Source organism: Citrobacter sp. Cpo126 (assembly GCF_030332445.1).
Classification (GTDB): Bacteria; Pseudomonadota; Gammaproteobacteria; order Enterobacterales; family Enterobacteriaceae; genus Citrobacter; species Citrobacter portucalensis.
The window spans coordinates 1-18,723 of sequence record NZ_JAOWHT010000032.1 but is presented as its reverse complement, the minus strand read 5'-3'; the positions used below and the strand labels follow the sequence as shown (position 1 = coordinate 18,723).

28 protein-coding genes and 1 pseudogene are annotated in these 18,723 nt (G+C 47.5%); 9 read left to right on the top strand and 20 right to left on the bottom strand.

From position 1 onward, the window contains the following. Positions 1-10: 10 nt before the first annotated feature. From OGY17_RS09355 to OGY17_RS09270, 18 genes are all read right to left on the bottom strand, one after another. Positions 11-244 (bottom strand): hypothetical protein, encoded by a 234-nt coding sequence (locus tag OGY17_RS09355; protein WP_096878848.1) that lies wholly within the window; start codon positions 242-244, stop codon positions 11-13. A 183-nt stretch (positions 245-427) separates the two neighbouring features. Then, the gene (locus OGY17_RS09350) at positions 428-1,297 is read right to left on the bottom strand and encodes a DUF6236 family protein (protein ID WP_286607024.1); all 870 of its coding nucleotides are present in this window, start codon (positions 1,295-1,297) and stop codon (positions 428-430) included. A 135-nt stretch (positions 1,298-1,432) separates the two neighbouring features. Then, positions 1,433-1,807, bottom strand: coding sequence for a hypothetical protein (locus OGY17_RS09345; RefSeq protein WP_286607022.1), 375 nt, complete (start codon positions 1,805-1,807; stop codon positions 1,433-1,435). A 134-nt stretch (positions 1,808-1,941) separates the two neighbouring features. Then, on the bottom strand, positions 1,942-2,496 hold the full coding sequence (locus OGY17_RS09340) for a Rha family transcriptional regulator (RefSeq protein ID WP_286607021.1): 555 nt from the start codon (positions 2,494-2,496) through the stop codon (positions 1,942-1,944). Positions 2,497-2,771: 275 nt separating this feature from the next. Further along, positions 2,772-3,233, bottom strand: a complete 462-nt coding sequence (locus OGY17_RS09335) for a lysis protein (protein WP_286607020.1) — start codon at positions 3,231-3,233, stop codon at positions 2,772-2,774. After that, positions 3,230-3,766 carry a lysozyme gene (locus tag OGY17_RS09330; protein WP_286607018.1) on the bottom strand — a complete coding sequence of 179 codons (537 nt, stop codon included), beginning with the start codon at positions 3,764-3,766 and terminating at the stop codon, positions 3,230-3,232. Before OGY17_RS09330 ends, OGY17_RS09335 begins: the two co-directional genes overlap by 4 nt. Beyond that, positions 3,766-3,981, bottom strand: a complete 216-nt coding sequence (locus tag OGY17_RS09325; protein WP_058657550.1) for a class II holin family protein — start codon at positions 3,979-3,981, stop codon at positions 3,766-3,768. Before OGY17_RS09325 ends, OGY17_RS09330 begins: the two co-directional genes overlap by 1 nt. A gap of 178 nt (positions 3,982-4,159) precedes the next feature. Continuing rightward, positions 4,160-4,819, bottom strand: a complete 660-nt coding sequence (locus OGY17_RS09320) for a hypothetical protein (protein WP_286607017.1) — start codon at positions 4,817-4,819, stop codon at positions 4,160-4,162. A 137-nt stretch (positions 4,820-4,956) separates the two neighbouring features. Next, positions 4,957-5,535: a DUF1133 family protein gene (locus OGY17_RS09315; protein ID WP_286607016.1), complete on the bottom strand. Its 579-nt coding sequence runs from the start codon at positions 5,533-5,535 to the stop codon at positions 4,957-4,959. A gap of 14 nt (positions 5,536-5,549) precedes the next feature. Beyond that, positions 5,550-6,539: a DUF968 domain-containing protein gene (locus tag OGY17_RS09310; RefSeq protein WP_286607015.1), complete on the bottom strand. Its 990-nt coding sequence runs from the start codon at positions 6,537-6,539 to the stop codon at positions 5,550-5,552. Further along, positions 6,536-7,252: a phage antirepressor KilAC domain-containing protein gene (locus OGY17_RS09305; RefSeq protein WP_048216418.1), complete on the bottom strand. Its 717-nt coding sequence runs from the start codon at positions 7,250-7,252 to the stop codon at positions 6,536-6,538. Before OGY17_RS09305 ends, OGY17_RS09310 begins: the two co-directional genes overlap by 4 nt. A 25-nt stretch (positions 7,253-7,277) precedes the next feature. After that, positions 7,278-7,667 carry a RusA family crossover junction endodeoxyribonuclease gene (locus OGY17_RS09300; RefSeq protein WP_151237309.1) on the bottom strand — a complete coding sequence of 130 codons (390 nt, stop codon included), beginning with the start codon at positions 7,665-7,667 and terminating at the stop codon, positions 7,278-7,280. Further along, the gene (locus OGY17_RS09295; protein ID WP_286607012.1) at positions 7,664-7,984 is read right to left on the bottom strand and encodes a LexA family protein; all 321 of its coding nucleotides are present in this window, start codon (positions 7,982-7,984) and stop codon (positions 7,664-7,666) included. The genes OGY17_RS09300 and OGY17_RS09295 overlap by 4 nt, the downstream gene beginning before the upstream one ends. A gap of 1 nt (position 7,985) precedes the next feature. Beyond that, positions 7,986-8,204, bottom strand: coding sequence for a hypothetical protein (locus OGY17_RS09290; RefSeq protein WP_003833987.1), 219 nt, complete (start codon positions 8,202-8,204; stop codon positions 7,986-7,988). Further along, positions 8,191-8,859: an MT-A70 family methyltransferase gene (locus tag OGY17_RS09285; protein WP_265279729.1), complete on the bottom strand. Its 669-nt coding sequence runs from the start codon at positions 8,857-8,859 to the stop codon at positions 8,191-8,193. The genes OGY17_RS09290 and OGY17_RS09285 overlap by 14 nt, the downstream gene beginning before the upstream one ends. Further along, the gene (locus OGY17_RS09280) at positions 8,859-9,302 is read right to left on the bottom strand and encodes a hypothetical protein (protein ID WP_286607008.1); all 444 of its coding nucleotides are present in this window, start codon (positions 9,300-9,302) and stop codon (positions 8,859-8,861) included. Before OGY17_RS09280 ends, OGY17_RS09285 begins: the two co-directional genes overlap by 1 nt. A gap of 2 nt (positions 9,303-9,304) precedes the next feature. Continuing rightward, positions 9,305-10,225 (bottom strand): conserved phage C-terminal domain-containing protein, encoded by a 921-nt coding sequence (locus tag OGY17_RS09275; RefSeq protein ID WP_286607006.1) that lies wholly within the window; start codon positions 10,223-10,225, stop codon positions 9,305-9,307. Further along, positions 10,182-10,340: a DUF4222 domain-containing protein gene (locus OGY17_RS09270; RefSeq protein WP_286607454.1), complete on the bottom strand. Its 159-nt coding sequence runs from the start codon at positions 10,338-10,340 to the stop codon at positions 10,182-10,184. Before OGY17_RS09270 ends, OGY17_RS09275 begins: the two co-directional genes overlap by 44 nt. On the opposite strand from OGY17_RS09270, the gene OGY17_RS09265 reads away from it, so the two are divergent. Next, positions 10,284-10,451, top strand: coding sequence for a hypothetical protein (locus tag OGY17_RS09265; protein WP_286607472.1), 168 nt, complete (start codon positions 10,284-10,286; stop codon positions 10,449-10,451). The two genes, OGY17_RS09270 and OGY17_RS09265, sit on opposite strands and share 57 nt — an antisense overlap. Before the next feature lie 183 nt (positions 10,452-10,634). Here the strand turns inward: OGY17_RS09265 and OGY17_RS09260 are convergent, their stop codons facing one another. Both OGY17_RS09260 and OGY17_RS09255 read right to left on the bottom strand, forming a co-directional pair. Continuing rightward, the gene (locus tag OGY17_RS09260) at positions 10,635-11,099 is read right to left on the bottom strand and encodes a YmfL family putative regulatory protein (protein ID WP_143114272.1); all 465 of its coding nucleotides are present in this window, start codon (positions 11,097-11,099) and stop codon (positions 10,635-10,637) included. A gap of 19 nt (positions 11,100-11,118) precedes the next feature. Next, entirely contained in the window at positions 11,119-11,322 is a 204-nt protein-coding gene (locus OGY17_RS09255) for a Cro/CI family transcriptional regulator (RefSeq protein WP_003833999.1), read from the bottom strand. Between the two features lie 99 nt (positions 11,323-11,421). Between OGY17_RS09255 and OGY17_RS09250 the strand changes: the two genes are divergently transcribed. The 8 genes and pseudogenes from OGY17_RS09250 to OGY17_RS09215 all read left to right on the top strand — a co-directional run bounded on the left by OGY17_RS09250 (position 11,422) and on the right by OGY17_RS09215 (position 18,584). Further along, positions 11,422-12,078 carry a LexA family protein gene (locus OGY17_RS09250; protein WP_286607003.1) on the top strand — a complete coding sequence of 219 codons (657 nt, stop codon included), beginning with the start codon at positions 11,422-11,424 and terminating at the stop codon, positions 12,076-12,078. Positions 12,079-13,177: 1,099 nt separating this feature from the next. After that, the gene (locus tag OGY17_RS09245; protein ID WP_286607000.1) at positions 13,178-13,699 is read left to right on the top strand and encodes a hypothetical protein; all 522 of its coding nucleotides are present in this window, start codon (positions 13,178-13,180) and stop codon (positions 13,697-13,699) included. Next, complete coding sequence (locus tag OGY17_RS09240; protein ID WP_286606998.1) at positions 13,692-14,729, top strand: ParB-like helix-turn-helix domain-containing protein; 1,038 nt, start codon at positions 13,692-13,694, stop codon at positions 14,727-14,729. The genes OGY17_RS09245 and OGY17_RS09240 overlap by 8 nt, the downstream gene beginning before the upstream one ends. Then, positions 14,713-15,360: a hypothetical protein gene (locus OGY17_RS09235; protein WP_286606996.1), complete on the top strand. Its 648-nt coding sequence runs from the start codon at positions 14,713-14,715 to the stop codon at positions 15,358-15,360. The genes OGY17_RS09240 and OGY17_RS09235 overlap by 17 nt, the downstream gene beginning before the upstream one ends. 884 nt (positions 15,361-16,244) lie before the next feature. Then, a pseudogene (locus tag OGY17_RS09230) lies at positions 16,245-16,646 on the top strand (DUF551 domain-containing protein); the annotation flags it as partial. After that, on the top strand, positions 16,643-17,032 hold the full coding sequence (locus tag OGY17_RS09225) for a chromosome partitioning protein ParB (RefSeq protein ID WP_208488094.1): 390 nt from the start codon (positions 16,643-16,645) through the stop codon (positions 17,030-17,032). The pseudogene OGY17_RS09230 and the gene OGY17_RS09225, both read left to right, overlap by 4 nt. Before the next feature lie 314 nt (positions 17,033-17,346). After that, positions 17,347-17,574, top strand: coding sequence for a DUF4224 domain-containing protein (locus tag OGY17_RS09220; protein WP_065944714.1), 228 nt, complete (start codon positions 17,347-17,349; stop codon positions 17,572-17,574). Next, a complete protein-coding gene (locus OGY17_RS09215) occupies positions 17,574-18,584 on the top strand; it encodes a tyrosine-type recombinase/integrase (protein ID WP_113621812.1) in 1,011 nt (336 codons plus the stop codon). The genes OGY17_RS09220 and OGY17_RS09215 overlap by 1 nt, the downstream gene beginning before the upstream one ends. Positions 18,585-18,723 lie beyond the last annotated feature (139 nt).

Genomic DNA, 18,723 nt, shown 5'->3' with positions numbered 1-18,723 from the left:
ATGCACTCCGTTAGGATTCCAGGCGTTTGATTTCAACGGTGCCGCGAATTGCTATCCTTTTCACTTCTCCGTTATCTACAACCATAAATCCGTCAGGACCAAGTTCTGCTGCAATAACTTCGCCTTTTTCATCGTCAGCGGTGAAAACATGTTTTATCTCTTTACCATCAACTAACACCAGGTACCGCTCTTTGCGCAGGTCAATCTTTCTTCCTGGATCATCATCCAGAACTGTAAGTCTCATATGCGTTTCCTTTTAGACGTGATCCTGTCGCATGGCAATGCCGCCCGAGAGGTAAACGCAACCTAACGGCATCACCCAGGCTCACTACTGAAAGACTCTCTTTGTTGTGTACGTACAGTGCTCATAAAAAACCACCAGCGAATGCTAGTGGCTAATAATTATTGTGAAATTTAAATGTATTATTTAATTTTTAAAGACAATCCCTTCTTTTTTAGCTCTTGTCAAATAAGCCAGCTTAGCATCACCATTTTTTAAAACGCTTTGAATTTGAGGTCGAACCTTAATGAACCCACCAAATAGTGTAACTATACCTCCAACGCATAATACCTCTAATGGATGGGGGGATTTCATTGCAGCATATGTAGTTACTGCACCTGAGTAAATTTGATTGAAATCAAATTCAAATGATGATGAAAGATTGAATTTAAGAGGACTCCTCCACCCTTGATTATTAAGTTCGTTTATATCCTGAAGTGATTTTCTTAACCCAGAGATAGCCTTAGCTCTTTGCAAGTTAAAATCACCTGATCGTAAAACCTCTGTATAGAGTTCATCTAAATAACCATGTAATGCCATCAATTCATCTGAACGTCGTTCTTTAAACTCCAATATTTCATGTAAAGGAGTATCCTTTTGTGGAACAGGCAAAAGGTCAGCTAATTCAAATCTGAGGACCTCTCTCTGCTCTGAATCTTCTTGATGAATTGAAATTTGTTCATTAAGGAAATGCATTCGCCAGTCAACCACACCTTCACTTTGTCTAAGAGTATTCAAGGTTAAGGCATGGGTTTTAGCATGGAATTCAGTCATTACTTGACCATCAATTAATCCATTTTGTACAAACCGTGGTCTACTGAGAATACCGCACTTAATCAATTCCTCTTCATTGATAAGAGAGAAATGAATAATGTTGTTGGTCGGAGAAACAAGTCGATCCCAATACAGCACTAGATAGTTAAGTTCCTCAGCTGTAATCTGCTTTCCAGACTGAAATCCATCTCCATTCTCTGTTTGTAAAATTTCACGCGCGCTAAAAACAACACCTCTTTCCATGATAACCCCCATCAACATAGCATGGGGGTTAATGTAGCACTATCACAGGCACTCAGCGAATGCCTGTGATAACGCACATGATGATGGTAATAAAAAACCGCCCGAAGGCGGCCAAATTAAGGTTTAGAGATTCATTTAGAGCATGCTGGCTTTCAATTTATCAATCTGCTTTTCAAGCATGTCGATAGTAATACCAAGCGCTTCAACTTTTTCACGACTATGACCTTCCGGGTTAGTCCAGTAGTCCGACTTATTACGACAATATGCAGCAAGTTCTGGTGAGTCACCCTGGATCAAATCCCCCACCCTGCTCCACTCGGTAGATAAATTTCGTTCTGTGGAATTGCATCTATCCTTACCATCGGCACATTCAGCAAGATAAATTTTATTGTCTATCAACACCTTATTTAAGGTGTGGACTTTCTCCAATGCCTGTTGCCTTTGTGCTGCTCGGTATGTAAAAAAGCCATCAAACAGAAGCTGAATTCCGATTCTAAGATACTCACTCATCACATTCCCCTAAATAAACCATATTTTTACTGAGGGAAGGTATCATAAAGAGTCGGCCTTTACATTTTCCATTATCAAGCCCACCCGCAGATGAGCTTTGTAATGAGTACAAAAAAGGCTGCTCATGGAAACCTTTATTCGGTGAGTGCTTTGGTGAATCCGGGAAGCGGGATCTGTCCTTGCTTTTCGAGTCTCTCAATCTTTGCAAGTAGGAGGGGCTTTTTCACCCTGCCCCAACGATTCAGGAGACGGCCTGACATACTGGCCACATCCTTCTCCTTCATGAACTCCAGCATTACCGCATTTCGTTCTTCTTCAAACTGACGCCAGCCAACTTGAAGCATCGCATACATCCAATTGAAAGCGTTGATGTAGGCAATTTTGATCCGCATGGCTTCTTTCTTGGTGTAAGACATGACAAGAAGTATCAATCCATCCTTGCGGAGTCGGTAGAATTTCTGCGGTTTTCCATTCTGTAACTCATTGTTTTTATAGCAAAGCTCAAAGTTGAGCTTTGTATCAAACTCTGGTGGGCAAGCGTCAATGGTCCGTTCAATATCGCGGACTACGTTTTTCGACAACTTACCGAATGCTTTCGCCACCATAAACGAATCGGTAACTGGATCGTTGTTTGCTACAAAAATTAGGTCTCGGAAATCGATGCCGTTAACAACTGTTGGGTAGTTCATAGCGTATACCTTACTTTGAGATGAACCTTTGCCGCATAGGAAATCAGCCCGTCGAGGCTCGCCAGCACTAACTGACTCCCTCAAAGGCTCATTTCAAAAGGTTTGGTTCGACGTGGTTTGAGTGCGCTGCGGTGCACAGTGAAATGCAGATACAAAAAAGCCCCGACAATATCGAGGCCACGGAATTTTCGCTTCTTCAGCGAATGATTTAAAGGAGCTTAGGCGCAAACCTCACACCTAACTAAAAAATACCACCTGGTTACCATATTAACAACTTATTTCAAGCACTGTTGTTTGATGTATTCCTGCAAATAACCAACCTGCTTAGTCACGGTGATGATTCGCTCTCTGAGGGTGAAATAATCCCGTTCAGCGGAGTCAGTAAGTCGGGGGCTGGAAGCATCGACCATGCCGCTGGCGCCGGCCGGACCGTTCGCTGGACATTTTGCGTTGACTTGCAGCCCACACTTGCCAGTGCGAACACAACGCTGCAGATCATCAAGCTGCTTTTTCGCATCTGCTAAGTCCTTCGTATATTTGGCATCCAGTGCAGCAACATCGCGTTGCCGGGTTGTCATGTCGGTGATGGTGGCGTTAGCCAGATTAAGCGCCTGTATTTTCTCATCACGCTGTTTCTTGTATTCGGTGGCGTTGTCGCGATAGTGGTTAACGGCCCAGCCTAGCGATACGATTATGCAGATGACCACAGTAATGATGATGGTTGTTAGTCGACTCACTGGTCTATTCCCCAGCACGTCAACGCGCTTTCCTGGTCTCGCCGCTCTACCTGACCATAGCACCCATTTTTCTGGCCTTTGGTCAGGCGACAATCGCGGCCGCCGTCTTTAATCCACCAACGGATCGCTTCACAGGCACCTTCACGGTCGCCAGCATTTATTCGCTTATAGAACGTAGACGGGAAACATTTTCCGGGGCCGATGTTATATGGGCAGAAAGATGCGATCCCGGCTTTCTGTGGTTCGGTCAGCGGTACCTTGATATTTCGCTCAACCCACGCCAGCGCCTTGTCGCGTTCTATGGCGTTCACTTGGGCGCATTTTTCAGCAGACAGCTTCATGCCCTGAACTACTGGCTTACCATCGACCATCGTGGCGCCGCGGCAAATCGTCCATATTCCACCGCCATCCCGGTATGCTGTCAGGCTGTTTCCCTCTTTCTCATCGAGAAACTGGTCGAGAATCACCGACGCTGGCGCACCAGCTAGAACCAGCCCGAGCACGGCGGCGCTGAGTTTCGCTTTTGAAGCCATTACTCACCTCGTGCGGCCTTACGCCGATCCTCTTTAATTTTGAAATACAGGTTCGTCAGGAAGGTTAGGAGGCCAAACATCAAGCTACCCATGACGCCAATCGCAGCCCACTGTTCTGGTGTATATCCATCAAGAAGCCTCTTGAACCAGAACAGCGCGCTACCTCCTGACGCGCCATAGGAAATACCAGTCGTTAGTTTGTCCATGCGATACATACTCTCACCTCGCTGCGTGGCGGGTGCTGTGTGTTAGAAAGGGATCAGGCTCGCGGGTTCTTATGTCAAAAGGTAAGTTAGGAGTGACTCCCCAAGCATGAAAATGAAAATCCCTAGCGTTAAGCTAGAGACTGAGTAAATGTTTAAGAACATAATTTCAGAACAATTATTTATAAATCTAACTGTTAGTGCCTTTTAGTTTTCCCCACTCATTTTTAATCACTTTATAGATACTAACTCTAAATTCATATCTTAATGATTCACTATCATCGATATCAATATTATGATAATCATCGCTTTCAGAATTCACGAAATTTTTTATTTTCTCAATTACATCAATTACTTTTTTGGATTCGTCTTCATCAGGGTTTAACAGTAAAGTTATTTTTGCGATAAGCATAGCTAATTCATTAATAGATCTACCATGGTCGTCATAGTGTTTATTAAAGACATCAGTACCTTGATTTCCCTCATTAAATTCATAAGCCAGTGCGTTATTAGAATTTATAGCGGCTGTAAACTCTCCTAAAAATTTAGATGCGGACTCTCTTAAATCATTTATCCAAACCTGGCGAGAGGCTGCAGTAATTTGCATATTAATATTTTTATTAGCTAACTCTAACTGATGTATCCGCTCAGCTTGTATATTTTTTGAGTTAGTACGCATAGCAGCAATAGCAACAATTGCCGGGATAGCTCCAGCAACCAAACCTGAAATTAGCGCATCCCAAGAAAATCCAGTTTTTAAAACAATTTCTGGGATATGACTTACATTAAGAAATGTATTCTGTACCGAATCTGTATCAATGATTTTAAAAGGAATGCCCTGCCAGTCCATAACCCCTCCTATGTGAATGCTGCATATTACAATAGGTCGGAGTATATAAAACAGGTGGTTATAACAAAAAACCCGCTCAGTGGCGGGTTCTTACGTTTGTTGCTCAGTTCGGTTTAACGTCCCGAGCTTAACACAATTTAAGCATTTCCCGCGCAATCATTCAAGTAAAACCTGTCACCATTTGTATCGAATGTGTCACACATTGGTCTGTATAGCGTCGATTCTGCAATATTGAGCCAAACATCAATTCGGCTTTCACACGTTCTCAAACACCATTCCGGGTGCTTTTCATTAAGCGCTCTGGCCATGGCTTTCTTGCTCATTCGATATACATACCGATCTTTAATCAGGTCATACAGCCGCTTATTGTCAGCGCGTAGAAGCTCGGCACTAAGCACAGAGTCAATTTTAAGCGCCTCTTCATCAGTGCAGAACGCCAGCCCGCTTTTGTTTTTGCCTTCGAGGATCTCTTTGAAGAACGCTTCCAGTTCGGATTTGCTGATACCTGCTTTCTTCATCCGGCGTAGCGCTTCGTTAATTGCCGTTTTGGTGATTTTTCCGGATGCCAGTAGCTGGTTAAACATGTTCCCACCACTACCGCCGCCGATATAAGACCAGCGGCCCCACATGCGCAACTTACCCTGTATCCAGATGCTTTCCAGAGTACGAAGACGAACCATTTCACCAGATTTACCAACTTCAGAAGGATTAATCATTTAGCGTTCTCCACTTACGCCAGTACGCCGATTGCAAGCGCACGATCTATAACCCGAAACACAAGGACTAACTGGTCACCGTATTTCGCTTCAAATGCCACAGGATCAGCATGCAACTCGTCGTGATGCTCTCTGCACAGAGGAATCACAAACAGGTCGTGTGCCTTTGTACCCATTCCACCCTGCCCGTGGCCAATCAGGTGGTGGGGGTCGTCAGCTTGCTTGTTACAGCAGACGCACGGCTGGGCCTTAACCCATCTCGTGTATTTCTCATTCACCCAGCGGCGACGCTTGGGTTTAAGCATGAAGGATTCCGGCGTCTCCGGGTCTACCTTCATCGCCACTATCTTTTTCGCTTTCTCCTGTACCAGTTGTTGGGCGGGTAATGCCGGAACAATATCGCTTTCACGTGTTACCGACAGGTGAGTATCTTCCTTCAGACGAAGAGCTTTATGGGCTACGGCTTCAGGTATCTCGTCAGCCAGGTCGTTCCTGACCATCCACCAGCAAAACTCCGGCAGCGTCAGAATGTGGTTCTCACTGAAACCTAATTGTCCGTTTACAACCTTCAGTAGCCAGGATACCAGGTTTTCACGGGCTATGCCCGACAGACCTTCAGTGAACTGATCACGAATTTTTAAGTCACAGCCCCAGCACGTGCGGATTGAGCCAGGCGCATGCCGGGTGATGGTGTAGTTACGATCGTGCCACTCGCTGTGTGGGTACTGACATTCCAGTTTTCTTTCGAGCCAGGCATCAAGTGAATTCAGTCCACCAGCACGATGTATGACCTTCTGATTTTCGAAGACATCGCGCATTAACGGATCGTTCAGAAGCTCCTGAGCAGTCTCCGGCAGCATGCCAGACGGTAACTCAGCCATTGACTCTGCCTGTGGCTCTATAAGAACACGCCCACGTCTGAACAGATGCATCAGTTCACTGCCTGGGCGAAATATCACTACCCCGGTCATCGGTGCCACTTCAGGTGTCAGTAATGCCCTCACGCTACCTGCCCCTTAGCAATATGCTCTGCCCACAGGCCACCAATCCAGCGAACACCCTTGGCGGTGAAGCGGGACTGATTAAACGCGTAATTTGTCTGGTTTGTCGTTCCTGTCTTCACCTCGAAGCGCCCAGCCTCGATATGCTTGCTCTTTGGTGTGAGAACACGGTTAAGCCGGTACATGATGCCGTTCTCAATCAGGAACATCGCAAACTCCGGCTCTTTGGCGTTAAGCAGCTTGGCAACCTGCCGGAATGTCATTGAACCAGTCGCAGTCACATAACGATCGACGAACTCAGCTTTCGGCGCGGCTACTGCCAGTTCTTCACTCAGGCGCTGTTTCTGTTCTGCCAGATCAGCAGCAAGGCGCAGGGCCTCAGGAAGTGACCGGGGAACAATCATTCCGCCGTTTCTCTCCAGTTCCTGCCAGCGGTCAACAAGTCGGGCGGTAAACTCCGGCGATAATTGAGCAACGATTACATAGCTGTCTCGTTTGTTCACTTCGTAGTGATGGTATGTCTGCCCGTTCTGGGGATGGGTGTACTGCAATGCAGCATACCCACCAATCACACCGGAATTCATGAGGCGCTCTATCGTTACGCAGACATTGCTGTGCCGGGAGTCGACCAGCTTCGCAATCTCACGGCTGGACATGGTGATCTGCTGCCCTACTGTCGCTGCATGATGTGTCGGACACGTTACTGTTATACTCATCTGTTGCATGCTCTGTCTCCACTTATCAGGCGGCTGCACCCGCCAGGGTTTTGAATCTGCTTATCGTTATTTCAACTTCCCCCTGCTTAACTACTGGCCCCCATTCAATCAGCATCCGCTTTACCTGCTGGTCGTCTTCCCATACGTGGGAATTGGTAAGAGCATCGAAGAGAGCTTTGTTGTAGTTGTCCAAGTCACGGCGTCTATTGTCAGGCGGATAGAGGATAATTTTCACTTCAACATCAATGTTGATTGCTCTTGGCAAACCTCCATATGCCCATAACACAGAAGAATAAACAGCCTTCCTGTATTTTCTCCCACGCTCACTAATCAGGAGCTTCCCCTTCAGAGAACCCTTGTTTGGGGCTCGGTAGTATGTGTTTACGCTCGGAGGGAATGGCAACGTTAATTTCATTGCTGGACACCTCTCGCTTCCAGCCATGACAAGGCGCGTTCTCTTGAATCACTATCACCATTAATGAGTGACTTGATGATCGATATCGCATCTGTCTCATCATTTCCTGAAATAACGGTAATCCCCCTGGAAACCCCTGGCGCAACTGAGATATATCCCTTCTTCGCTATGGCCTTCACATGCTCCGCTGCCGCATTCGGTGATGAGCAACCAATCAACCCAGCCAGTTCACATATCGTTGGAGGGAATCCAAACCGGCGCTGATAGTTCACGATCGAACCAAGTACTTCACTTTGTCTCACGGTAAGTTTGTTCACTTCAGCGCTCCTTAATCCGCTTATTCAGTATCCCGACTTCGAGATACAAATGAGATGGCGTAAAGCCAAGCTGCTTAACCATCCCCATGGCACCGTTAAAAATTGGCCTGGCTATTTCGTCACAATTCATACCAGGGTTAGCCTTGCGTTTAGCGGTTATTTCCTCGTTGCATCTTCTGGCGATGTTACGAAGCGCGTTACGTGCTTCAACGTCCTGCATAAGCCACCTCCAGCAGCGCATCAGGCTTACCAACGTAACCAGGTGACATGATTACATCAGGATTTTCTGCCTGATTTCCCCAGTGATGCCAGCCGGGAGCCGAACAGCGGCTGAACAACTCAATGCGTGATACATCGCCGTATAATTGCTCCAGACGGTAACGCGCTTCTGCTGGCTTCTGGCTGTGTTCGCTGAGTGGGCTGTAGATAACCTGTTTTACGCTCGCATTCTGACGCTCAAGACCTTTCCCTCTGGTGGCGATTAACAGATCCTCGGTATTGGCGCGGGTATAGTTACCACCGTTCATTCGGGTCTGAGCGTTCAACAGGTCGAGGAAGTCGTAAAAGTCCTCTACTCCACCAGCCTGAAGCGCTTTGTTGATGTGCTGCTCAGCCAGTGAGTTAAACTTCACCCAGGTGAATCCCTTCATGGTCCGAACCTTAAAACCCCATGCCTCAGCAAGTTCGATCGCCTCACGGGTATGTGTACCGGTGAACCACATGGCCAGAACGGAATCTTCCGCAGCCAGCTCCCAGACAGGCAGGCGTTTTATGTCGATGAGTTTCATCGTGCCGTAATGGTTTTCCGCTGCACCATTGCTGATGGTGTTTCCGTATTCCCACGGCGGATCAGCGTAAATCAGTGAATAGCCCATTAACGACCTCCCGAAAATCGGCCAGCCAGATAGCATCCGTCTTCGGAAATAACCGCTGGTTTAGCCAGGCCAAGGCAGCGCTGACGTTCTGCCAGTATTGCTGCTCGCTCTGATTCAATGGCTGATGCGCTGAAAGCCTCCATGTAAATCGTCGCAGCACGGTGAAAGAGACCTTTCGACTCCAGGCCTTTCGCCGTTTCCATCAGGGCGCTGACTTCAGCAGTTGGTTCAAACACCTCGAAGTGGCAATCGGCTGGCGGTTCTGCGTAGTAACGGAATTGGCGACCGTCGCGTTTACGCGTGGCCAGCCCAGAACCATACAGGCGGCAAACGGCGAGTTGGAGCCTGTCCTGGCTGAACTGGGTCAGACCTTCGATGATGTCCCTGGTCGTGGAGCCGGGATTCATGGCAATAAACATCTGGACCGTTTTCAGAATGCTCATCGTTACCCCCTGAACCCTGGTGGAATAGCGCTGTAATCAGTGTTCTTGAAGCTGGGTTTGAAGATGCCATCTTCGCGGGCCCACTCGCCATTCACTCGTTCTGGTCGGCCAGCTTTGTCCCAGTTATTTGCAGACTTGAGATATCCCGGGAACTTGGACGGCTGGAAAAGCGTCTGTGGTCGCAGGTAATCAGACATCTTCAGGTCATCACCCCACTTCGCGTTGCAGTAATCCACCACCAGCGACAACTCATCAACGGTGAACCCTTCGCCGATTCGTGCTCGGATGTTTTGCATTGACGTGGTTGAAACCTGGTAGCGTGAGTTCGTGACCTGGTTCAGGTGAACCAAAACCTGTTTAGCCTGATCAGTAATCAACACATCTCGGTCTGGTTGCACCGCAACCGGACAAGAGTCTTTACCTGTAATCTCTGTAGTACTCTCTGTTGTATTCTCTGTAGGATCATCAGTGCATTTTGACCTGATGACATCGGTTCGTTTTGACCTGATGGAGCGTGTCACTTTGACTTCTTCCATCGTGTCATTTTGACCTGATGGAACAGCGCATTTTGACCTCTTCGATTCGGTCACTTTGACTTCATCTAAAAGCTCGCTTTCATAGTTGATTGTGTAGAAGTTGGTCATGTCGCGTTGAGACTTGTTCAGTTGCTCAATTTTGAGCACGCCGAGTGTCTTCAGGCGGGTGAAGGTACGCTTCAGGGTCGACTCAGACCAGAACGGGAATTGCTCCAGCCACTGTTCTGTCGTGTTGTAAATCCAGCGAACACCATCACTTTCCATGCCTGATTTGGTTTCTTGCAGCCAGTAATTAATCTGCTGCAAAGCAATCGCCTCATTCAGGCCAATGCTGTATGCAAGGTCAGGATTTATTACTATTGGCCGGGATGTCATTAACAGGCTCATTCTGTCCCTCTATTTCCCTGAATTTACGCTGAAACTGTTCGAGAGGACTGAAGCACTCATGCTTGTATCCGTCGCGCAGGTATATAACCCGTTGAGTTTCTGGCTCCCACCGGATAACCCTGACTGGGACGCCGTAGCTGTCTTTGAACAGTCTGTTGAGTGCTCGCATTCGACCTTCTCCGCCTGGCCGTTGAAATCACCTACAACCCAATCGGCAAACTGGTAGCAGACAGGCTCAAAGCATCCGGATACCATTACCCCATACACGAACTGCGCCGGACCTTTTCCACCCGGCATAGGTCGAGCAATAAGTTGCGACCTGCGGTACTGTGTTGTTACACTGTTCATGCGTTAGTTTCTCCACTGAATACGACACGCCACGACGCCAGGAGCTGCACACTCGCTGGCGTCACTTCTTTTGACGGCGGCTGAATAAGGCCACAATCGCGCGGATTTCTTCTTCACGCGCTGCAAGATGACGGCGGTGATGTTCCTGAATCTCTTCAGCTTCATGCTTTTCAATCACTCCATCCTCAAGCGCATTCTGGATAATTTGATCAACCTGCCCTCTTGCAGCTGCTGTGCGCATTGCACGGCTGAACAAGTCAACACGGTCCAGATCTTCCAGGCTTGGTACGTCCACCAGCAGTGCGCCGCGACGCTTGGCAAAGTAGTCAGCAACGAATGACGTATTGGAAATGTCCTCCATCGCTTCCAACTCGGTGACTTCAAAGAACCGGCATCCGTTTTTCTCATACAGGTTGTTGTTGAACTGGGTTTCTGACATTCCTAACGCACCAGCCATAGCCTGACGGCCTCCGGGGTACGCCTTACACATTGCTTTCACTACTTCTTTCAGTGTTTGCTCTACCATCTTGTTTTTCCTTTGGTAGTTATGCTTTAGCCATAGAATGGGTAGGCTTTATGTACAGCGCGGGGTTCACCTTCAATTTCTCATCAGTCAATGCCTGAATTTCAAAGGCGCGGCCTTTAGGAATAACGTCTCCCCAACCGGAAACGGACGCATGTGAAATGCCAAGAGCTTTTGCGACATTTCCGACGCTTCCAAAGTAAGAGATCACATCATCTTTTTTCATTTTTACCTCAAATGTAAGGATAAGGAACAACTTGATAGTAGGATATCTTACATTATGTGGTCAAGGATTCCTACATCATAAAATGGTAGGATTGCCTACATGAAAATGAACGAACGCATTCGCGCTAGACGCAAAGAACTGAAGCTCACTCAGGCTGTACTAGCTAAGCTGGTCGGTGTGAATAGAGTAACTGTTACCGGATGGGAATCCGGAGACTATGAACCTGGTGGATCAAATCTCCAGGCGTTAGCTGCTGTTCTTAAATGTAATCCTCATTGGCTAATTTCAGGTAATGGTGATCCAGAAGCTGAAGTATCTGGTTTTAAACCAACTGAAGTTTTCGGAATTAAAAAAATCCCCGTGCTTTCGTGGGTACAGGCTGGCGAGTGGACTGAAAGTGGGCAATCCGTTACAGCAGATGACGTTAATGAGTGGATATACACGACGGCAAATCTTTGTAATGAGGGATTTGCTCTGAAAGTTCGTGGTGACTCAATGACTAATCCAAATGGAGCCCCTAGCATCCCTGAAGGCTCATTGGTTGTAGTAGATCCAGATTACGGAAGCACATACGAAGTTAACGGTAAAATAGTTGTTGCTCAAATAATGGGTTCAACTGAAGCCACCTTGAAGAAATTTGTTATCGATGGTCCTATCAAGTATCTCGTACCTTTGAATCCAAACTATCGAGTGCTTGAAGTTAATGGTAACTGCAAAATCGTTGGTGTCGTTCGACAAGTTATTACAGACCTCTAACTCAACCAAGCCGACTTCTATGTCGGCTTATTTTTACACCTCCATGTAAGTTTTCCTACTTTTAATATTGACAGCAAAAGGTAAGTTATCCTACATTAATCATGTCGGATGATTTGTTGTTCATTCATCTGATGAAGCCTAGGTATCCTGTAATGCCTGTCACTTCCCACACTTTGTGGCAGCCATCTTTTTATGGAGCATAAGGCGGTCCCGGTAAGCATCTCGCAGGGTTCTTACCGGGACTGGAAGAGTTACCACTTGGAGACGGTCCTTTTAAATGTCCTGGACAGTGGCGCTGACGACGGAGCGATAACCGAAGGTTGCATGCCCAACTGAAGGCATTGACTACCAGGAAAGATTGGGAGCCTGAAAGAATCAAGAGGCAGCTCTTTCAGGGTGATCCTGCCTAGTTGGTGAAAAGTCGTTATGCGGCTTCATTCCAGCCACGCTGGCTGTAAGGTCAGCACACAACGATGAGAGCATTGACGAGCAAGGCATAATGGCAGGTTCAATTCTTGCCACCGCTATATAGATGGCGGTGATGGGCAACGAAAAGGTCCGTTCAATTCGGACACCGGCAGTGCTCTCTTCGTTGTGGTGAATGACGGGGCTGACCGTCAAACGGTTGAGAAAAGATAAGCAGGCGAAACGTTCTAAGCGAGCATACGGACTGATCGAACGCGGATGGAACGGGCGGTTACGATATTGAAACACCGAGCCACTGAGCTGGAGATCAGCGCCAGCCACCACAAACCAAATCACGTAGCCAGCGTGGTACCAGGAAGTAAGAAAGCTGTGTGGAGTCTTGGCGGTACCAGTACCAACCTTTGAAGTCCCTGGTACCGCCCTTTTTACTCAACTGAAAGCGCGTTCTGTCCCTTGTCATTAAGTGCCAGTTCGTTAAATCCAAAACCAGCGGAACGCGCTTTCAATTGAGTGGAGAAACTAACCGGCGATTGCAGTCGCCCGTTTCACTAAGTGCCTCTTCATGGGGCATTTACTGAAACGAAACCCAAACTTTTATTCGCCTTTTGGCGATGGATTCGTGCAACCAAAATTCAGCGCCGTGCAGGGCGCATATAACACGGAGAAACTAACCATGACGACCACACAGAACGTCACTGAGTTACAACCACGTATGACCAGAGAGCAACTGATCGATGCAGCCCGTAAAGCGGCCCCTCTCCTTCCGGTTGCTTACCGCGGGATCATGACCGAACTGGCGAACCGCTACGATGTTCAGGGTGTCGCGCTGTGCGAATCAATGGAACAGCGTAAAGCACTGGCCATCGAGAACACCGTTTTACGCGACGATGTTAATTGTTGGGCCAAAGAGTGCGACCGCATCGTTGAACGTCATACCAAATCACCGACCAATATGCATATGCTTGAAGCCCAGAGAGAACTGCGTGAACTGACGCCTGTTACCGACTCTGTGATTAAGGAGTTTAAGTCGATCGCCGTTGATGAGATGGCCATCCTGTACCGCAAGTTTGCCGATGAAAAAGGTTGTTCGGTAAACATGCAGTGCAGCTACAGACTCACAGCGGAACGCGCAGAAAGTTATGCCGCATACATTCGTCACGAAGAGAAAAGTGGCGAGGTTTCTATCAATGGCTAACTCATTCAAACAGATGTCCCGTGACGGGACCATCAAGCGCACCGATACCGGGATGTTTATCAGCCTTGAAAATATCCACGTACGTGAAGGTTTCAATAAGCGTGAGGACGACGAACGCACCCGCCAGGCAGATGACGACCTGTTTAACTATCTGATGAACGGTGGCACCGTTCCTCCACTGGAGGTTATTGCACGTGATGAAGGTGGTGTGTGGGTTGTTGAAGGTCATCGCCGTCGCCGTTGTTATGCACGTTGTGCTGAAGCTGGTAAGCCAGTAGACCGCATTCATATCATGCCGTTTAACGGTAACGATGTGCAGCGTCTGGCTCGCATCATGACCAGTAATAACCAACTCCCCCTTTCCGATATTGAACAGGCCGCCGTTATTCAGGAGCTTCATAACGCTTTCAACCAGACCACCAGCGAGATTGCAAAGCTGGTCAATAAGTCTGTAGCGACCGTTGAAAAGTTGCTCACTCTGAGTACTGCTAATTATGACGTTCAGCAGGAAGTTAAATCTGGTGCCGTATCTGTTGATGTTGCTGTTGACCGCGTTCGCGAGTTTGGCGAACAGGCTGGTGAGGTTCTCCAGCATGATAAAGCAGTAGCCGCCGCCCAGGGAAAAACAAAGGTTACGCGCAGTTCTATCGCGCCTGAACTCAACATTAAAACTGCTCGCCGTTTTGTGGAGTTAATGGCCATGGCGACGATCAGCGATGAAGGCGTGTTCACCTTGCAAGGCACGGAACTGGCTGAAGCGCTTGAAATTATCGACGAACACAAAGCCATTTCAGAAGCTCGCGAAACCTATCGCCTTTCACAGCCAATCCCTACGACAGAGATTATCGGGAAAGTGCTGTATGTGAAGCTGGACGGCAAGGAAATCGGCTCGGCAATAATTTATCGCGGTAAGAACGTCACGCTCGACCTAGGTGACAGAAAAATTATCGCCAGCCAGTCAAAAGCAGTGGCCCACTTCGTTAAACAACACAAACTTCAGCAGGTACATACCAATGCAAACGATCAATAACCGTATGACAGAAACTCAAATTGCTGATCTCTTCAGCCTGGCGGTTAAGTTGCAGGTTAAAGCTGAAGAATCAGATGATCGTGATACTGCCATTTTGGCCTACTCAATTCAAAACGCCTGCTCAAATTTAACGGAATCCCAGCGCGAGTTCCGGGCAGCAGACGCGACTATTCACAATCAGGAACTGAAACTCACAGACATGGCAGTACATCTCGCTAACGCCGAGAGCAAGTGCAGGGAGCTGGCGGCGGAGAATGCGGGGCTAAAGCAAAGCAAGCCGTCATTGAAAACTATGATGTCAGCTCTGGACGAATTTTACGCTGCTGAAGATGTCCCGGAAAGCGCGATGCTAATCGCATTTAACATACTGCGTGGAGATATCGAAACCCCGGACACCGACGCTTTCCTGGCTGAAGTGCGGGCGCAGGGTGTGGAAATGTTTGGAGAACACGTTAAGGCATACAACCACAGTGCTGGATGGCAGTCAAAACACTTCGCCGCCCAGATTCGCAAAGGCGATGCGCACCACTGCACTCATTGTGGAGGTATTGACACCTGCTCTGAGTGCGGTTGTACAGCGACAGACCAGATGATTGAACGTTATCGCGCCCACCAGGAGGCAGCCCAATGACAGCGCTCGACAAACAGGTGCAGAACAACCACCCGGCGCACGGTCCTGTATCACTCGATCGCCTGCACCAGATACGCGAAATACTCAGCAAAGCAGCAGCACAAAGTGATGGCGGTAATCTCGGCTACGCAATGGCTGATGCTGTGAAGGTGATTGATGGGGCGATTGCATCCTCTAGCATGGAGCCTTATGGATATGTACATAAGGGTATCTATGAATCATGCGGAACATCAGGGTTATCAAATGACCACGAAGCTTATTGTAATAGCAATACGCATATCGCACTCTACAGCGCCCCGCCAGCGACGGTGGTGCATGATGACCTATTGAGCATGGCTTCTTCAGCGATAGAAGACCTTCTAGAGCATACAGACCCAAGCACTAATTATTATTCCGGCGTGTGGGCTGATGTACCTAGTAAGTTGCGCGCCGCCATGCTTCAGGGTACCGAACCTGTAAGTAATCGTGATAAGTTGCCGCTGGACTATCTGCAAGGCCACAAAGACGGTCTGGAGTGGGCGGCTCAACTGGCAGAGGCTAATCATCCGCAAACAGGTGACTGGTTGTACGATGACCCAATCGAGCTTGCCAGAGCGATTCGCAAAGGTCCAGATATGCCTGAATTAAAGTCAGTGCCAACTGATGCTGATGACAATTTCTACTCGTGGTTCTGTCGTGAATGGGAACAGAATTATCAACATAACGGGTACTCTTTATCAGCAAAAAAATATCTAGGCGCAATAGCTGAATCCGCATGGTTTGCGTGCCGAGCAGCCATGCTTCAGTCGTTCGGTAATTCCGAACAACTGGACGAAGTTGGATCATGGAATAACCACATGAACACGCCTACTGCTAAACCAGCAATTGATACTGGCGAGCTGCTTAAAAGAATCGAAGGCATGGAAGTATCTGTAGACGTCAGCACCTGTGACGCAGATGCCGGTCATCGTTATTTCGGCACTATAACTGAAATATCTGAACTGGACACGGCAAAGAATGGCTACATCCTGCTGGTTCAGGATGCGAAGCCAAACTTCAAACAGGCTGGCAACTCTCCGGTAACTCCGGATGGCTGGATTCCGGTAAGCGAGCGGATGCCGGAACGCGATGTTGATGTGCAGGTTTACTGCGCTGATAAGAAAGAGCAGATGGTTGGCTACATGGAACGAAATGAAACAGAGGGATGGTTTAGGTTTGCATCGCTTCCAAATGGTGGTGGCGTTTATTGCAAACCAACTCACTGGATGCCACTGCCAGCAGAACCTAAGCAGGAGGTGAAGTCGTGATCAAGGGAAAGCTAATCAGCAGTCAACGCTATCTTGATAAAGCAAAGGTCGCTGAACGCGCCATACGATTTAAGCGCTTCATTGTCTCTGTGTATCCCGTGATTTTGCGCGGCAAGCAATACACTATCCTTATGGACGGTCATCATAACTTTGCTGCTGCGATGCTCGCCGGGGTTGATCCTGATTATCGTCCGATTGGTAAAAAAGTGATGAAAATAATTAGTACCCTCAGCGAACAAGAACGGGAGGCATTTTTCATAAACAACGTGACCGATTCTGATTACTACTTTGTGGAGAATGGTCAGGTAGTTAAAGAATTATTACTTCCAGATACATCATGCCGTTTTCAAGCACATGCAAATAATCAGTGGATATTCGGCGGTTGAATATGGCCAGCAAACTTAAACAGCGGCGCTTGCGCCGCCTTAAATCGGATGTGGCATGGTGGAAATCTGAAGCTGAATACTGTAAGGCGCGAGTGTTCGAACAGGCAAACGAAATTGCTGAACTAAGAAGCATGGTGATTCGTGTACCAATGCCGGTAATGGTGCCAGTAGAGATACTTCATCATCTAAATGGGAAGGGTTCGAAAGAATATCCATTATGTCGCAATTGCAACGATGGAACCCGTCACGGGTGTTCATCGTGTGCTTACAGAATGAAGTAACCGGGTGCAGCCGGTTTAAGTGGAGAACTATCTATGAGCGGACAAATCCAACGTTTTCTTACTCCAGATGACCTCTATCAATTAACTGGTTATCGTCGCCCTTCCCTACAGTGTAAAGCTCTGAGGGATAGTGGAGTATTTTTTATCCCACGTAAGGACGGCAGACCAGGAACAACATGGGATCATGTATCAAACCCAGTTGGCCTTAAGTTGATAGTTAGCAATCCAGAGGAAGAAGAACCAAACTTTAAGGATATGTAATGTCTAGAGCTCGCAAAAATCCTGATGATAACTGGATGCCTCCCCGCGTTCGCCGGGGAAAATCTGCTTATGAGTTTCGTACCACAGATGGTCGTACCATCAGGTTGTGCAATCCTGAGCTAACAAAATCGCAGGTATGGGCAGCTTACGAAAACTTCATAAACGATTTAAAAGTTGGTACGAACTTCAACGCACTTTGTGAAGAGTTCTTTAATTCCGGTGATTTCCACGAGTTAGCAACTGAAACACGTAAAGACTACAGAAAATATGGTTCAAAGGTAAATGTTGTCTTCGGGAAAATGAAGCCGGATAACATTAAGCCAGAGCACATCAGAAAATACATGGATAAACGAGGTGTTAAGAGCAGAGTTCAGGCAAACCGCGAGAAAGCATTTATGTCCAGGGTGTTTCGGTGGGCATACGAACGAGGAAAGGTGAAGATGAATCCTTGCCAGGGAGTGAAGCAATTTAAAGAGCAGGCTCGTACCCGTTATATTAGCGATAGGGAATATGATGCACTTTATAGCGTTGCTTCTATTCCCGTAAAAGTTGCAATGGAGTTGGCATATCTATGTTGCGCCCGCCAGGGAGACATTCTTGACCTCAAAAAGAGTCAATTATTGAGCGAAGGAATTTTAATTCAGCAGAGTAAAACCGCAGTTAGCCAGATCAAGGCCTGGACAAAACGTCTGGAGGATGCCGTTAATCTTGCTGACAGCATTCCTCTTAACAGCGGGATGGTAAGTATTTTTGTCATCCACCAGCCATCAGGTCTGCGATACACACGCGATGCTTTTAATGCGCAATGGATGAAGACTAAAAAACTTGCTGCTGAAAAATATCCAGACCTTGATTTCCAGTTCACTTTTCATGATCTAAAAGCCAAAGGAATTTCTGATCTTGAAGGTACGTTAAGTGAGAAGCAGGAAATTTCAGGTCATAAAAACGCCTCGCAAACAGCGAGATATAATCGAAGAATTTCAGTTGTTCCGGTCGTCGGGGGGCAGTAATGCCCTCTTTTTTATGGCGAAGCTGAATGGCGAAACAATGGTGAATATAGAGCACAAAAACAAAAAAACCACCCGTAGGTGGTTTCACGACACTGCTTATTGCTTTGATTATTCTGTTCTTTCCCATGGTACCCGGAGT